Annotated in this window: 17 protein-coding genes; all 17 read left to right on the forward strand. The window is 47.0% G+C overall.

Features of this window, described 5'->3' with window-relative positions:
* The 17 genes from KB186_RS04560 to spoVAE all read left to right on the forward strand — a co-directional run bounded on the left by KB186_RS04560 (window position 1) and on the right by spoVAE (window position 16380).
* The gene (locus KB186_RS04560; protein ID WP_173609570.1) at window positions 1-1308 is read left to right on the forward strand and encodes a pyrimidine-nucleoside phosphorylase; all 1308 of its coding nucleotides are present in this window, start codon (window positions 1-3) and stop codon (window positions 1306-1308) included.
* 330 nt (window positions 1309-1638) lie between these two features.
* A complete protein-coding gene (locus tag KB186_RS04565; protein WP_012686077.1) occupies window positions 1639-2109 on the forward strand; it encodes an Lrp/AsnC family transcriptional regulator in 471 nt (156 codons plus the stop codon).
* Window positions 2110-2223: 114 nt separating this feature from the next.
* On the forward strand, window positions 2224-3873 hold the full coding sequence (locus KB186_RS04570) for a peptide ABC transporter substrate-binding protein (protein WP_173609569.1): 1650 nt from the start codon (window positions 2224-2226) through the stop codon (window positions 3871-3873).
* Between the two features lie 249 nt (window positions 3874-4122).
* The gene (locus tag KB186_RS04575; RefSeq protein WP_173609568.1) at window positions 4123-5055 is read left to right on the forward strand and encodes an ABC transporter permease; all 933 of its coding nucleotides are present in this window, start codon (window positions 4123-4125) and stop codon (window positions 5053-5055) included.
* Between the two features lie 6 nt (window positions 5056-5061).
* Window positions 5062-5979 carry an ABC transporter permease gene (locus KB186_RS04580; protein WP_173609567.1) on the forward strand — a complete coding sequence of 306 codons (918 nt, stop codon included), beginning with the start codon at window positions 5062-5064 and terminating at the stop codon, window positions 5977-5979.
* A gap of 14 nt (window positions 5980-5993) precedes the next feature.
* On the forward strand, window positions 5994-6983 hold the full coding sequence (locus tag KB186_RS04585; protein ID WP_012686081.1) for an ABC transporter ATP-binding protein: 990 nt from the start codon (window positions 5994-5996) through the stop codon (window positions 6981-6983).
* A 14-nt stretch (window positions 6984-6997) separates the two neighbouring features.
* Window positions 6998-7957, forward strand: a complete 960-nt coding sequence (locus KB186_RS04590; RefSeq protein ID WP_370646646.1) for an ABC transporter ATP-binding protein — start codon at window positions 6998-7000, stop codon at window positions 7955-7957.
* 179 nt (window positions 7958-8136) lie between these two features.
* Window positions 8137-10209, forward strand: coding sequence for a methyl-accepting chemotaxis protein (locus tag KB186_RS04595; protein WP_232773170.1), 2073 nt, complete (start codon window positions 8137-8139; stop codon window positions 10207-10209).
* Between the two features lie 144 nt (window positions 10210-10353).
* Entirely contained in the window at window positions 10354-11538 is a 1185-nt protein-coding gene (locus KB186_RS04600; RefSeq protein WP_232773171.1) for a D-alanyl-D-alanine carboxypeptidase family protein, read from the forward strand.
* A 147-nt stretch (window positions 11539-11685) separates the two neighbouring features.
* Entirely contained in the window at window positions 11686-12036 is a 351-nt protein-coding gene (spoIIAA, locus tag KB186_RS04605; RefSeq protein ID WP_007724108.1) for an anti-sigma F factor antagonist, read from the forward strand.
* The gene (gene spoIIAB, locus KB186_RS04610; protein ID WP_232773172.1) at window positions 12036-12485 is read left to right on the forward strand and encodes an anti-sigma F factor; all 450 of its coding nucleotides are present in this window, start codon (window positions 12036-12038) and stop codon (window positions 12483-12485) included. Before spoIIAA ends, spoIIAB begins: the two co-directional genes overlap by 1 nt.
* A gap of 11 nt (window positions 12486-12496) precedes the next feature.
* Window positions 12497-13252 carry an RNA polymerase sporulation sigma factor SigF gene (sigF, locus tag KB186_RS04615; protein ID WP_221867132.1) on the forward strand — a complete coding sequence of 252 codons (756 nt, stop codon included), beginning with the start codon at window positions 12497-12499 and terminating at the stop codon, window positions 13250-13252.
* A 141-nt stretch (window positions 13253-13393) separates the two neighbouring features.
* A complete protein-coding gene (locus KB186_RS04620) occupies window positions 13394-14008 on the forward strand; it encodes a stage V sporulation protein AA (RefSeq protein ID WP_173609563.1) in 615 nt (204 codons plus the stop codon).
* Window positions 14005-14424, forward strand: coding sequence for a stage V sporulation protein AB (locus KB186_RS04625; protein ID WP_173609562.1), 420 nt, complete (start codon window positions 14005-14007; stop codon window positions 14422-14424). The genes KB186_RS04620 and KB186_RS04625 overlap by 4 nt, the downstream gene beginning before the upstream one ends.
* Before the next feature lie 81 nt (window positions 14425-14505).
* A complete protein-coding gene (gene spoVAC / locus KB186_RS04630; RefSeq protein WP_172137891.1) occupies window positions 14506-14991 on the forward strand; it encodes a stage V sporulation protein AC in 486 nt (161 codons plus the stop codon).
* Between the two features lie 13 nt (window positions 14992-15004).
* Window positions 15005-16030: a stage V sporulation protein AD gene (gene spoVAD / locus KB186_RS04635; RefSeq protein ID WP_173609561.1), complete on the forward strand. Its 1026-nt coding sequence runs from the start codon at window positions 15005-15007 to the stop codon at window positions 16028-16030.
* Window positions 16030-16380, forward strand: coding sequence for a stage V sporulation protein AE (gene spoVAE / locus KB186_RS04640; protein WP_173609560.1), 351 nt, complete (start codon window positions 16030-16032; stop codon window positions 16378-16380). Before spoVAD ends, spoVAE begins: the two co-directional genes overlap by 1 nt.
* The last annotated feature ends 5 nt before the right edge of the window (window positions 16381-16385 follow it).

Below are 16385 nucleotides of genomic sequence, written 5' to 3' on the forward strand. Positions count from 1 at the left end.
ATGCGTATGGTCGATATGATCGCCAAAAAACGTGATGGCGGAGAACTGACAACAGAAGAGATTCAATTTCTGGTGACAGGCTATACAGATGGAAGTATTCCTGACTACCAAATGTCCGCGTGGGCAATGGCAGTCTTTTTCCGTGGCATGACTGCGAGAGAGACGGGAGATCTAACCTTGGCAATGGCAGGGTCAGGCGAACAGCTTGACCTGTCTTCTCTGCAAGGAATTAAAGTAGACAAGCACAGTACAGGCGGAGTAGGGGACAAGACTACTCTTGTAGTTGCGCCATTGGTAGCGGCAGCAGGTATTCCTGTGGCAAAAATGTCTGGAAGAGGCCTTGGATACTCAGGAGGCACCATTGACAAGCTGGAATCCTTCGCAGGTTTTGAAGTAGAACGCACACGCGAGCAATTTTTGCAGCAGGTGCGTGATATTGGCGTGTCTGTAATCGGGCAGTCCGGCAACCTGACACCTGCAGATAAGAAGCTGTATGCTCTGCGTGACGTGACAGCTACTGTAGAGGCTGTGCCGTTGATTGCAAGCTCCATTATGTCCAAGAAGATTGCTGCTGGGGCAGATGCCATCCTGCTTGATGTAAAAGTAGGGAAGGGCGCTTTCATGAAAAGCATTGAAGAGGCAGAAACATTAGCAAATGCGATGGTTGCAATCGGCAGCCAAGTAGGACGTAAAACGGTGGCGGTTATCAGCGATATGAACCAGCCGCTTGGCTTTGCTGTGGGCAATGCACTGGAAGTGAAAGAAGCGGTTGAGACACTTGCAGGTAAAGGGCCACGCGATTTGACCGAGCTGGTATTGGCTATTGGTTCGCGCATGCTTGTTATGGGTGGCCTTGTTACTGATGTGGAAGAAGGGCGCAAGAAGCTTGAAGACCTGATGGCTTCCGGAAAAGCAGTGGATAAACTGGCGGAAATGGTAGAGGCTCAAGGCGGCAATAAGCAGGACGTCTATGATTTGTCTCGTTTGCCGCAAGCAAAGATCATTCATACGGTAACAGCCGAGCAGGACGGCTTTGTAAGCGCGATTGATGCGGAAGCGATCGGTCATGCTTCTGTTGTCTTGGGTGCTGGCAGATTGACAAAAGAAATGCCAATTGACTTGGCAGTAGGTCTTGTCCTGCACAAAAAACGCGGGGATCAGGTGAAGGCTGGAGAAGTTTTGGCCACCATCCATGCTAACGAAGACCATCTTTTGCAAAATGCGTTAAAAGAGATGGAAGGCGCCTTCCAAATTTCGACAGCAATCGATGGAGAACAACCGTTGATTTATAAAATTATCGAAGTATAGAATGTCCAGGTATTAGTTGATCAATCAAATAAAACAAGGCGTGCACAGCACTTGAGCACGCCTTGTTTTATGAGTAAAAATACAGTTTCTCGAAAAAATATTGTTGATTAAATCGAGTTTTTCATATTCAATAGAAAGATATAACTCGTTTTTTGTTATATAAAATATATTTTACTGTTCGGATTGACTTTATAAAGTTTTATTATTCTACTTGTCAAATTTCGTTGACACCGCTATCATTTCCGATTACTTTTATTGTATTAGACTGTTTGTAAAAGATTATTGCGAAATTCGTAAAAAAATGATGGAGGTTCCCAGAAAATCGTATTTATGAAAAAGCTGGACCATGTCGATAGACAGATTCTGCAAATCCTCCATGAAGATGGGCGTATCCCATATACAGAAATCGCCCATCAACTAGGCGTGAGCGAAGGAACGATTCGATCGCGCATCACTCGACTTTTGCAAGACGGAGTATTCCAATTCGTAATACAACCCGATCCAGAGAAATTAGGATTACATGTGCAGGCTATCATCGGGTTAACCACAAAGCTAGGTTTGCAGAAAGAAGTGGCAGAGAAATTGAGCAAATTTTCTGCAGTACGCTTTGTAGGCGCTTATAGCGGTAAGCACGACTTGATCATCCAAGCGTGTTTCCATAGTAATGATGAGCTGATCACCTTTGTCAATGAACGACTCTCTCAAATTGAAGGCATAGCAGCTGCGGACGTTTCACTGGAACTGAAGCAGTACAAAGACACCTTCTCTTTCGTTCAAGACGACGAGGTGACCCTGCAATGAAAGGGGTTGATGCCTTCCAGCCGAAGTCAAGCAGCTTCGTGTAGTTTTCATTTTTTTTCGTCCTTTATTTTCAGAAAAAAGACAAAAAAGAAAAACGTACTGGGGGTTATTGCGTTGAAAAAGAATGTGTTTGCACTTGTGAGCTCGATTGCTGTTTTAGGAACCGCCCTAGCAGGGTGCGGAGGAGGACAACAAACTGCCACTCCACCGGCAGGAGGTACACCAGCACCTTCACAGCCTGCAACACCAGCTGCTGAGAAGAAGCCACAAGTTTTAAAGATGAACCTGCACTCGGAGCCACCTACAACTGATCCTGGGCTCGCAGAGGACACGACTTCAGGCGCGATTATCTTGGCAACCTTTGATGGTTTGACCCGCATTGGGACTGACGATAAGCCGCATGAAGCTGCCGCTGAGAGCTACACCGTCTCTGATGATAAGCTCACTTACACATTTAAAATCAGAGACGCGAAATGGAGCAATGGTGACCCAGTAACAGCACATGACTTTGAGTATGCTTGGAAGCGTGCTCTCGATCCAAAAACAGCTTCCAACTACGCATATCAGCTGTACTACGTGAAGAATGGCGAAAAAGCAAACAAGGGCGAAGCAAAGCTTGATGAAGTAGGCGTGAAGGCACTAGACGATAAGACGCTGGAAGTGAAGCTGGAGAATCCGACTCCTTACTTCCTGGAACTGCTCGCATTCCGTACCTACTTCCCAGTTAACAAAAAAGTAATTGAAGCAAATCCGAAGTGGGCAGGCGAAGCAAGTTCGCACGTCGGGAATGGACCTTTCAAAATCGAATCTTGGGAGCACAAGAGCAAGATGGTGCTCGTGAAGAACGAAAATTACTGGGATAAAGACAATGTAAAGCTTGAGAAAATCGAATTCTCCATGGTAGAAGACGAAAATACAGAGCTCTCCATGTTCGAAAATGGCGAAATCGATTGGGCTGGCGCACCTATGAGCGCTTTGCCAACAGATGCGATTCCTGCATTGAAAGAGCAAGGAAAAATTCAAACCAATCCAATCGCGGGTACTTACTGGTACAAGTTCAATACCGAAAAGCCGCCATTTAATAACATAAAAGTAAGGAAAGCATTTGCCTACTCGATCGATCGACAAGCCTTGATCGACAACATTCTCCAAACGGGTCAAATCCCGGCAATTGGCGCTGTTCCTCCATCCATGGTGCTGAATCCAAATGGCTATTTCAAAGACAATGATGTAGAAAATGCGAAAAAGCTCTTGGAAGAGGGACTGAAAGAAGCAGGTATGAGCAAGCTTCCACCGATTGTCTTGTCCTACAATACATCTGAGGCTCACAAGAAGATTGCGGAGGCCATCCAAGACCAATGGAAGAAAAATCTCGGCGTAGAAGTGAAACTCGAGAATAAAGAATGGAAAGTTTACCTCGAAGATATGCATGAGGGTAAATTCCAGATTGGACGGATGGGTTGGCTGGGTGACTTCAATGACCCAATCAATTTCCTGGAACTCTTCAAAGATAAAATGGGTGGGAACAACGATACGCGTTGGGAAAATGCAAAATATAAAGAGTTGTTGAACCAATCTGCAAAGGAATCCGACCTCGAGAAACGTAAGAAAATTTTGGCAGATGCCGAGCAAATCCTGATGGATGAAATGCCAATCATGCCAATTTACTGGTACACACAATCTTGGGTTCAGAAACCAGAGGTGAAAGGTGTTCACCAAACGGGTCTGGGTGACGTGGATTGGAAAGGCGCATACATCGAGTAATTTCATAACGAAGGAAACGGGATTTGCAGCAGAGGGTATATGGTTGCACATATACCCTCTGCTATGCAAGCCCTTCCCATAAATTTCAGCTGACATGATTGCCAGCAAAGAGAAAATAGAGAGAGAAGCTTTACTGCAAGAGATCTAAGGGTTATTTACACAGCCGATTTTTACACTGTGTCGGCAGCGTTCCGCAGTGTAAACATGGGACGTGAAAGCAATCAAAAATCTACCAAGGGGGTAAGTTAGTTGATCCGTTATCTCGGTAAGCGCATCATTTTTATGCTCATCTCGCTCTTCTTAATTGTAACGGCCACCTTCTTCATCATGAAAGCAGTACCAGGTGGTCCATTTACATCCGAGAAGCAGGTCCCGCCGGAAATTAAGGCAGCACTAGAGGCAAAGTACAAGCTGAACCTGCCGTTGCATGAACAATACTTTGAATATTTGAAAGGTGTAGTCACATGGGATCTCGGTCCGTCGTTTACGGAGAAATCTTCGAATGTTAACGACATGATTAATCGTGGTTTCCCTGTTTCTGCTCACTTGGGAGCACAAGCTTTATTGCTCGCTATCTTTGGTGGAATTACGTTAGGGGTTATCGCAGCGCTAAACCACAATAGATGGCAAGACTATTCTGCAATGGTTATCGCCGTTTTGGGATTATCGGTACCAAGTTTTATTTTGGCGTCCTTTTACCAATACATTTTCGCTATTAATTTGGGCTGGTTTCCAATCGCGAAATGGGAAGGATTCGAATACACCATCCTTCCATCATTGGCACTCGCCGCATCACCGATGGCATTTATCGCGCGTTTGACGCGTTCCAATATGATTGAAGTTATGGGTCAAGATTACATTAAAACAGCAAAAGCAAAAGGGTTGCACACTTTTACTATTACAGTAAAACACGCTATCCGTAATGCGCTCTTGCCAGTTGTTACTTACCTGGGTCCACTGATTGCTGGTATTTTGACAGGTGCATTCGTTATTGAACGTATTTTCGGTGTTCCTGGTCTTGGTCGCGAATTCGTTTTGTCTATTACAAACCGTGACTATACAGTAATCATGGGTACGACCGTGTTCTACTCCATTATCCTGGTTGTGATGATTCTGATTGTTGACATCGCATACACCTTGGTAGATCCACGGATCAAACTTTCGGACGCAGGAAAGGAGTAATGACACGTGCAAAACTTGACTAAAGAACATTTCGAGCCAATTTCCGTTGACCTTCGTCAAGCTGAAGCAATTAAGCGCCCAAGTCTCTCTTTTTGGTCTGACGTTTGGCGTCGTTTGAAAATGAATAAAGTCGCAATGATTTCTATGATCTTCATTGCTGCGTTAATCGTATGTGCCATTGTGGTCCCATGGCTAACTCCACAAGATTATTTTACGACGGATCTGGCTGGCAAGAACAAAAAGCCGTCTGCTGAACACTGGTTTGGCACAGATGACCTAGGTCGTGACGTATTTGAGCGTATTTGGTACGGTGCACGTATCTCTCTGCAAGTAGGTCTTGCGGCAGCGTTCATTGACCTGATCATTGGTGTGATCTGGGGTGGTATCGCAGGTTTCTATGGCGGTAGAGTAGATGAAATGATGATGCGTATCGCGGACATCCTGTTTGCGATTCCTTACCTGCTGGTTGTTATTTTGTTGATGGTAGTGTTAGAGCCTGGTGTCGGAACGATTATTATTGCCTTGACGATAACGGGATGGATCGGTATGGCCCGGATTGTGCGTGGTCAGATCCTTCAATTGAAAAACCAAGAATTTGTACTGGCTGCACGCTCCCTTGGTGCTGACGCCAACCGTCTGATCTTCAAACACTTGATTCCTAATGCTTTGGGTCCAATCATCGTAACGCTGAGCTTGACTGTACCGTCCGCGATTTTCGCAGAATCCTTCTTGTCCTTTATCGGACTAGGGGTTTCGGCACCGATTGCATCGTGGGGAACGATGTCCAATGAGGGCTTGCCGGCCATGAAGTACTATCCATGGCGTTTGACATTCCCGGCAATCTTCATTTCCGTGACCATCTTGGCATTTAACTTGTTCGGTGACGGTCTGCGCGATGCAGTAGACCCACGCCTGCGTAAATAGGAGGGATAGTCGTTATGGAACGCATTCTTGATGTAAAAGACCTGCACGTATCCTTCCATACGTATGCAGGTGAAGTAAAAGCAGTCCGCGGTGTGAATTTTCACGTCAACCGCGGAGAGGCTGTAGCGATTGTAGGGGAGTCCGGTTGCGGTAAATCCGTAACCGCTCAAACCCTCATGAAGCTGATTCCTATGCCTCCAGGTGAAATTAAAAAGGGACAAATTCTCTTCAATGGAGAGGATATCGTCAAGAAGTCCAAAAAAGAAATGGAATCGATCCGCGGTAAAGATATCGGGATGATCTTCCAAGATCCAATGACTTCCTTGAACCCAACAATGACCATCGGCAGCCAAATTACCGAGGGCTTGATCAAGCACCAAAACATGTCGAAAGCAGCAGCACGTGATCGTGCCATTGAGCTATTGACCATGGTTGGTATTCCGCAACCTGAGAAACGTGTGGAGCAATATCCACACGAGTTCTCCGGCGGTATGCGTCAACGTGCAATGATCGCGATCGCACTCGCCTGTTCACCGAAGCTGTTGATCGCGGATGAACCGACGACAGCTTTGGACGTAACGATTCAGGCGCAAATTTTGGACCTGATGAAAGAATTGCAAAAGAAAACAGGCACTTCCATTATCTTGATCACACATGACCTTGGTGTAGTTGCTGAGATGTGTGACCGCGTAATCGTTATGTACGCAGGAAAAGTGATCGAGACAGGAACAGTTGACGATATTTTCTACAATCCGCAACACCCTTACACCAAAGGCCTGCTTCGCTCGGTACCACGTCTTGACTTGAACCGTGACGAGCCACTGACACCGATTTTTGGTACGCCGCCAGACCTTCTGCGTCCGCCAGTTGGCTGTGGATTCACTGCGCGTTGCGAATCAGCGATGCGTGTGTGCCAAGAGATCGATCCTGAGCTGAACGACATCAGCACAACTCAGCGAGCAGCTTGTTGGCTTCAGCATCCGCTTGCTCAGAACCGTGCGTAGAAGGAGGGATATCAGTGGGTAAACGTGAAAATTTGATTGAAGTACGCAATCTAAAGAAATTCTTTTCCATTGGCGATAATACTCTGAAAGCTGTAAATGATATCTCGTTTGAGATCAAACGTGGAGAAACATTGGGCGTAGTAGGAGAGTCAGGCTGTGGAAAGTCCACTGCTGGTCGTACCATCTTGAGACTGTACGATGCGACTGAAGGGGACGTCCTGTTTGAAGGCAAGAGCATCATGAACCTGAACCAGCAGGAAATGAAGGCAATGCGCCGCAACATGCAAATGATTTTCCAAGACCCTTACGCATCCTTGAATCCGCGTATGACAGTAGGGGATATCATCGGCGAGGCGCTGGATATTCATGGCCTGGCGACTGGTCAGAAGCGCAAAGAGCGCATTCAGGAGCTCCTTTCCTTGGTGAGCTTGAATCCTGAGCATATGAACCGCTTCCCACACGAGTTTTCAGGTGGTCAGCGCCAACGTATCGGAATTGCCCGTGCATTGGCAGTAGAGCCAAAATTCATCGTGTGTGACGAGCCGATCTCTGCTTTGGACGTATCCGTACAAGCACAGGTTGTAAACCTGCTCGAACAGCTGCAAGAAAAAATGGGTTTGACCTACATGTTCATTGCCCATGACTTGTCCATGGTAAAATACATTTCCGACCGTGTAGCGGTTATGTACTTGGGTAAAATGGTTGAGCTGGCAGAAAGTGATGCTTTGTATGAAAAGCCGCTCCATCCGTATACGCAAGCGCTGTTGTCTGCGATTCCGATCCCAGACCCAGAGATTGAGCGTAACCGTGAGCGCATTGTATTGCAAGGCGATGTACCTAGCCCGATGAACCCACCAAGCGGTTGCCATTTCCGTACCCGTTGCCCGAAAGCAATGCCGGAATGCGCTGCATCCGTACCTGTGTGGAAAGAAGTAGAGCCAGGACATTTCGCGGCTTGTCATTTGTATAACTAAATCAATTGCAAATAGCGAGTTCCGAGGCTACTCGTGCAGCCCGGAACTCGTTTCCCTTCATAAGGGAGGTTTTACCTCTGAAAAAAATGGGTATTGTACCCAGAGGCAGTTTTTTCAGGGGTATTTTTTCGGAATTCTTGCACTGGAAAATGGTAGCAGTGATAAAGGGGGCAAGTAGCATGAGCAAATTTTTGTCGCCACGATGGAAAAAGAAGGAGGGAATATTGAATCTCTTAAAAAAAGTGAATCTGACTAGCCAAGTAGCAACGGAAAAGCTAAAAGGCTCTCTTGCTACAAAGATGATTGTGTTTGGTCTAATTCTCGTACTTATTATTATCGGTTCTTTGCAATACATAGCCCTTTCCTTCTCGAAATCAACGCTGTTTAGCATTACCTCTAATCAAGCAAAAATGCTGGCTGACCAGCATGCGAATAGCATGGAAGATGACCTGAAAGCGATTGTGAACTCGACGAAATCGGCGGCAAGCAAGCGTGTGATGATGACAGAGCTGCAGCCGCTTATCATGGAGCAGTTTACTCTATTGCGCCAGGCACATAAAGAAGTATCCCGAATCTATTTGATTGACACGGCTAGCGGAAAATCTCTGTATTCCTTGACAGGTACAAATGAGATTGACTTCAAGCAAAAGCAATACTTCCAGAGAGCACTAACTACGAAATCCTTGGTCATTTCTGATGAAGAAATCGTTGAGGGCAGCAACAAGAGTTTTCTTTATATTGCGACACCCATAGGGGAAAAGGCCGATGATACGAGCCGATTGTTCGTTGTTGGTTTTACGATTGACCAAATGATTCAAAAAATTCCTGAGATCTCTTTCATGGAGAATGGCTACGCTTTCGTCGTTCGACAAGACGGTTTGGTTGTCGCCCATCAAAATCCGAATAACAACAACAAGCTCGTGTTGGCTGGTGACAAAGATTACGAAGAGATGCTTTCCCTGATGAAGCAAGAGACAAGCAACAGCTTGCTGTACTCTGACCATGGCATTGATTCATTTGCAGCTTTTGCACCGATTCCCATGTTGAAATGGAATGTCGTTTTATCAACGGGAACTGACGAGGTATATGGTGAAGTAGACGGAATGTGGCTGTACTTCGTGCTCTTCAGCTTGCCAATCATCGGACTCTCGGTTTGGGCAATCTGGTGGTTTGCGAAGCGGATTCGACTATCCCTGTTCGCGATCGCCCGAGATATGGATCAGATCGGCGCCGGACATTTTAATATCAACGTAAAAGTAAATGGCAATGACGAGCTGGCTATGGTTGGCCGCAAAATGAATGAGATGGCAGCTGAACTTCGCAAGCTGATTGCCCTTGTACAGGGACAAGCAACACAACTGAACGTAGCGACAGATGAGTTGACTCTGTTTGCGCAAGAAAACAAAGGAGCCATTAACGTTATTACGGATAATATTTCGACGATTGCCCATCGCGTTTCTACGCAGACGAATGAAGTGCAAGCAACGGCGAATACTGTCTCGGAAATATCGGAAGGCGTTGAACAAGTGGCGGTGGCTGCTGAATCTACATCGGTTGCCACGACTCGTACGTTTGAGAGAGCGCAAGGCGGAATGGAGTTAGTAGAAAACGTAATCAATACGGTAAGACGTGCCACTAGCGAAGTAGAGCGTACTGCTGGGCAAATGCACAGTCTTCGTGAGCGGGCTCGTGAAATTACGAGCATCGTCGAAATGATTACGAGTATTGCGTCGCAGACGAATTTGTTGGCGCTGAATGCCGCCATTGAGGCTGCACGTGCTGGAGATGCTGGACGAGGCTTCTCGGTTGTCGCCAGCGAGGTTCGCAAGCTTGCAGAGGAAAGCAGCTCCTTCTCTGAGCGTATCGCTGCCATTGCCCATTCGATCAATGATGAGGCAATGGATATGAGCAAGCATATGGACGAGATCGTTACCATGGTGAGTGGAGGCTTGCAGTCTGTAGAATCTGTGGGTACTGCTTTCCAAAATATCGTGGCAGAGATTCAATCGGCTGCAGAGCAGAGCGAATCGATGACGGCGACCTCAGAAGAAATGGCGGCGGGTAATCAGGTTGTGACGAACTCCATGCAACGCCTTGCCACCATGTCGGATGAAATTAGTGAATCCATCTCAGGTGTGGTAGAGACAGTGGATGAACAATTGAATTCGATTGCACGCATTAATGAAAACGTAGAGCAATTGAAAAAAATGGCGGACGAGTTAACGCAAAATGTGAGCCGCTTCGTCATTTAAGAAAGTATCCCTTCTGCTAGTAGCGGAAGGGATTTTTTTGTGAAACCGGATGGTCTTTTGAGAAGATAATCTTGCTGTTTTTGTGTGAATATTTTCCTTTCATGATGGTGAGAATAAAACCATGAATGGAGGGAAGAGACTGCTATGAAACGGAATGGATACCTCGCTCTATGCTTCGTTATGTGCTTTACCATCTTTTCTCCGATGGCGATTGCCAAAGAAAAGGCTGGACAGCAAAAGAGTGACAATCATTTTGCCCCACAAGCTTCATCCGCAGTGATGATTGAAGCGGATACGGGAACAGTCTTGTATGAAAAGAACGCCAATGAAAAAATGCCACCCGCCAGTATCACCAAAGTTATGACCATGCTTTTGATCATGGAAGCGGTGGAGCGGGGAGAGCTTAAGCTTACCGATAAGGTTCGAACAAGTGAAAGAGCAGCATCAATGGGCGGGTCGCAAATTTTTCTTCAGCCCGGTGAAGAAATGACGGTAGAGGACATGATGAAAGGGATTGCGATTGCCTCAGGGAATGATGCCTCTGTAGCGATGGCTGAGCACTTGGCTGGGACAGAAGAGAGTTTTGTCGCGCGAATGAATGAACGCGCTCAGCAGCTCGGCATGAAAAATACGCATTTTGTTAACTCTAATGGACTTCCTGCCGCGAATCACTACTCTTCGGCAGCAGATATTGCGATCATGTCACGCGAGCTCTTAAAGCATGAAGGCATCACGAAGTTCACTGGTACGTACCAAGACTATTTGCGAAAAGATACAGAAAGCCCCTTCTGGCTTGTGAATACGAACAAGCTAGTGCGTTTTTATGAAGGGGTGGATGGTTTGAAAACAGGGTACACAGGTGAAGCGAAATACTGTTTAACAGCGACTGCCAAACGCAACAACATGCGTGTCATTGCAGTCGTCATGGGCGAGCCTGATGTAAAGACACGCAATAATGAAGTATCGACTATGTTCAATTACGCATTCACACACTTTCAGGTGACACCGATGTACAAAAAGGGAGAACCTGTGCGTGCACTCGTAGTGGATAAAGGACAGAAACCGCAAATCAATGCGGTAACACCACATGCAGTGAGTTTGTTGATGAAAAAAGGAGAATCGGCCGATACATTCCAGAAGGAAATTGTCATCAATGAGACTGTTCACGCTCCAATAGCAAAGGACCAAGTAATCGGCCACATTTTCATCCGGACGAAAGATGGCAAGGAAGTAAATCGAGTCGATCTGTTCCCGGAAGATCAGGTAGAAAAAGCCAACATGTGGGAGATTCTCAAGCGAACCACCAAGAGCATTTTGATTAGCTACTAACAGACAGCATGAGCGCGAAAAGAATCGAGTTGCCCCGAATGGAATGGCGCGGCTGCTCGATTTTTTTGTTCTTTTGTCGGCTGGCAGGAATTGGTTTCGCTGAGGAAGAAAGAGAGTTTCTATCAAGGGAGAAGGAGTGTGGCAGCTATGAGTTTACGAGTTGCGATGGAGACACGGCAGGACGTGCTAGTGATCCGTTTGCAAGGTGAGCTGGATCATCATACGGCAGAGGAGTTGCGCAAGAAGGCGGATGATCTTTTGCGTACCTCTACTATCCGTCATATTGTGCTGAGTCTGGCTGATTTGACGTTTATGGACAGCTCTGGCATCGGGGTTATTTTGGGAAGATACAAGCAGATCTCTGCCCGATCTGGAGAAATGTACGTCTGCTCGATCAATCCTACGATCTATCGAATATTTGAGATGTCCGGGTTATTCAAGGTGATCAAGTTTCGCGAAAACGAAGCGGATGCTTTGCATGTTCTGGGGGTGGCGTAATGATGGTACAGCGTAACTTTATGTCAGTGTCGTTTGCAGCATTGAGCCAAAATGAAGCATTCGCACGTGTAGCAGTTGCAGCTTTCATTTCGCAACTCGATATTACGATGGACGAACTGGAAGAAATCAAAACCGTAATATCCGAGGCTGTTACGAATGCCATTATTCATGGTTATGACGAAAATCCAGAGGGTGTGGTACAGATCTCTTTGCGAATTCAAGAGGACAGCATTGATCTAATTGTGGAAGACAATGGACGAGGAATTGAGGATGTAGAGCAGGCCATGCAGCCACTCTATACGACGAAACCGGAGCTGGAGCGCTCTGGAATGGGCTTTACGATTATGGAGAATTTCATGGATTCTTTGGAAGTGGCAACGGTTGTGGGTAAGGGAACAACTGTGCGCCTCACCAAACGCCTGGCGTTTGCCAAAGCCTTGCAAAATTAGGGGTAGTGCCTATGGGTGCCGATATCAAAAACGCGAGTCAACCATTTCTGACCAATGACCAAGTAAAAGAGCTAATCGCCAAAAGCCAATCTGGCGATACTGAGGCACGAGAGCTTCTCGTCAACAGCAATATTCGGCTGGTCTGGTCCGTCGTTCAGCGCTTTATCAACCGTGGATACGAAGCGGATGATTTGTTTCAGATCGGTTGTATTGGCCTTTTGAAGGCCGTAGACAAGTTTGATCTCTCCTATGATGTTCGATTTTCAACCTATGCTGTGCCGATGATTATTGGGGAAATTCAACGCTTCTTACGCGATGACGGTACAGTCAAGGTGAGTCGATCACTCAAAGAAACAGCCAACAAGGTACGACGAACAAAGGATGAGCTGTACAAGCAATTCGGTCGCGCACCCACGATTGCTGAGGTTGCGGACGCGGTGGGGATTACACCAGAGGAAGTCGTGTTTGCGCAAGAAGCAAATCGGGCACCTTCTTCCATCCATGAAACGGTTTTTGAAAATGACGGGGACCCCATTACGCTGATCGATCAGATTGCGGATGAAGGAGTCAACAAATGGTTTGAAAAGATTGCGCTCAAGGATGCGATCAGTCGATTGACCGAGCGGGAACAACTCATTGTCTACCTGCGCTACTACAAGGATCAGACGCAATCGGAAGTAGCGGAGAGGCTGGGAATCTCGCAAGTCCAGGTATCGCGCCTCGAGAAGCGCATTTTGCAAACGATCAAAGACCAAATTGAGCATTAACAGATGCAAACACTCCGGTCACTACGTGGCTGGGGTGTTTTGTTTTGTGAAAAAAACGGCCATTTCCGTTTAATTGCATGGGTTTTGTGGCTCGGCACATACTAGCGAATAATCAGGTATGTGAGGGAAGGGGAAGGTACCATGAAAGACGCGTTGTTTCTGCTCCTGAGAAAGCGATTGGCTGTACAGCCACAAGCCATGATTACACTTGGAGACATTTGCCAGCTTTACTGGGATGGAGAGCGCGAGGAAGCGTTAAGGCGGATGCCCATTTATCAGACAAAGCCAACGGATGGCAATTTGATCATCATCGATATTATGCAGGTAATTAAAAGGCTGCGTTCTGTCTATCCTGACGTGGAACTGGACGTCCAGGGTGCTCCCCAAATCATTGTGGAGGTGCTTAATCCACGAAAGAAATCGAACCCGATTTTGGTGGCGATGGTGTGGATTCTGCTGTTCATTGGCTCTGGATTGGCGATCATGAATTTCCATACCGATGTCAGCATGATGCAGGTTCACGAACGAATCTATTATTTGATTACAGGTGAAAAGAGCCATCAGCCCTTGTGGATGCAAATTCCTTACTCCATCGGAATCGGTTTGGGGATGATTCTGTTTTTCAACCATATCTTCCAGAAAAAAATCAACGAAGAACCTAGTCCGCTAGAAGTGGAATTGTTTATGTATCAGCAAAGCCTGGATCAATACTACATACAAAATGAAAACAAGGAAAACCAACGGACGAAGAAATGAGCGTCATCAAGTGCTTGTTGCTTATTTTGATCGGACTGGGTGGAGGTCTTGCTGTAGGGAGCGGGCTGGTCGCGTTTATTACCGTTCTGGACATCATTCCGAGGTTGACACAATTAACGAATGCTCATCGATATATCCGCTCCCTGGAATGGGCCTTGGTGGCAGGAGCGCTTTTTTTTACGTTTATTGATTTTTTTCACTGGGGTGCTCATTTACCCGTTCTCGTATCTTCGATTTACGGGATATTTGCAGGGATATTTGTGGGCACACTCGCCGCGGGCCTGACGGAGGTATTGAATGTCTTCCCCATATTAGCGAAGCGAATCCACATGGATGGCAGTCTTCTCTTTCTGTTGATGGCAGTAGTTTTGGGAAAAGTGACGGGTTCCTTACTGCAATGGCTGCTCCATCTGTGAAATGGTAAATACCACTATTCATAGGCATCTTTAGAAAAAGGAAGGATATAGGAAGAAAGCTTACAAAGGGAGTGAAAGGGCATGGCAACCAAAACAAAATCCAAAAACCCCGGATCGATGCAGATGACCAAACAACTGTATCAACAGCAGGCTTCGAAGTTCCAGCCCAAACGAAACGTTCTGCTTAACTCGTTTCGTGCTTTCTGGGTAGGAGGGACCATATGTTTGTTGGGTCAGGCCATTCAAAATATGTATATTACCTTCTTCGGATTTACGGAGAAAACGGCAAGCAATCCGACTGTTGCGACGCTCATCTTTCTGTCCGTTTTGCTGACAGGGTTAGGTGTGTATGACAATATCGGGCAGTATGCTGGAGCAGGATCAGCCGTGCCTGTTACAGGCTTTGCCAACTCGATAGCGTCTGCTGCCATCGAACATCGGAGCGAAGGGTTAGTGCTCGGCGTTGGCGGAAATATGTTTAAGCTCGCTGGTTCGGTCATTGTATTTGGGGTTGTTGCTGCTTTCATTGCGGGAATAATAAAGAGCCTGATCAACATGCTTTTCTAAGGGAGGGCTGTCGGTGTCAAGCAATCAACCAGTGAAACGAGTCAATCGGCAAACCTGGCACTTCGATCAAAATGTTCGTCTGCAAAGCTCGGCAGTTGCTGTGGGACCAAAAGAAGGCGAAGGACCGCTGGCGCACTTGTTTGATAAAATCCACGACGATATGTATGCAGGCCAACAGACGTGGGAAGACGCGGAACGCCAACTGATGGAGGATGCGGTTAATACATTGCTGCAAAAGGCGGGTATCACCGGCAAGGATGTGGATCTCATTCTCGCTGGCGACCTGTTGAACCAGAACATCACGACCAACTTTACAGCAGAAAAGCTGGCCATGCCTCTGCTCGGCATGTACGGAGCATGCTCAACCTCGATGCTCACACTGGCAAATGCGGCGGCTCTGGTAAACGCAGGCTATGCGAGCAAGGCGATCGCTGCTTGCAGTAGCCACAATGCCACAGCGGAGAGGCAGTATCGTTATCCCACGGAATACGGAGGACAGAAGCCCCCAAGTGCCCAGTGGACGGTGACAGGAGCTGGCGCAGGATTGGTTGGAATCGGGGGGAATGGTCCGCGCATTACATATGCGACGATGGGAAAAGTAGTGGACATGGGGATTAAAGACCCGTTCGACATGGGGACGGCCATGGCGCCAGCAGCTGCATCGACGATCCAGACGCATTTTCAAGATACAGGGCGTTCCCCACAATCCTATGATTTGATCGTGACTGGCGACTTGGCTGGTGTCGGCTATCCGATTCTAAAGGAGCTCATGTTGACGGAAGGATACGACATGGATCAAGTCTACAATGATTGTGGGCTGATGATATACTCCCCTGATCAGGATGTGTTTTCAGGAGGAAGCGGTTGCGCAAGCAGTGCCGTGGTCACGTATAGCTACATTATTGATCAGCTCAACCGTGGGTTACTGAAAAACGTGTTGGTTTGCGCCACGGGAGCACTCTTAAGCCCGGTAAGCACTCAGCAGGGAAATTCGATACCGTGCATCGCTCACGCGGTTGCGCTTGAAGGAGGCAGCTAATGGAATACCTGATTGCTTTTGTCGTAGGGGGATTGGTTTGTGTAGTGGGTCAGCTCCTTTTGGATGTTGGCAAGCTAACGCCTGCTCATGTCATGAGTACGCTGGTCGTGGCAGGAGTTTTTCTCGATTTTATCGGCGTGTATGACAAATTTATCGATTTTGCAGGCGCAGGTGCGACTGTACCGATCACGAGCTTTGGTCACTCTTTGTATCATGGAGCCATCGGCGAGGCCGAACAACATGGGTTGATTGGTGTCGCCACGGGGATTTTTGAGGTCACGAGTGCGGGTATATCGGCTGCGATCGCATTCGGATTTTTGGCCTCACTCATTTTTAAACCCAAAGGGTAAGTCCA

This window comes from Brevibacillus sp. AF8, from assembly GCF_021270385.1.
Taxonomy (GTDB): domain Bacteria; phylum Bacillota; class Bacilli; order Brevibacillales; family Brevibacillaceae; genus Brevibacillus.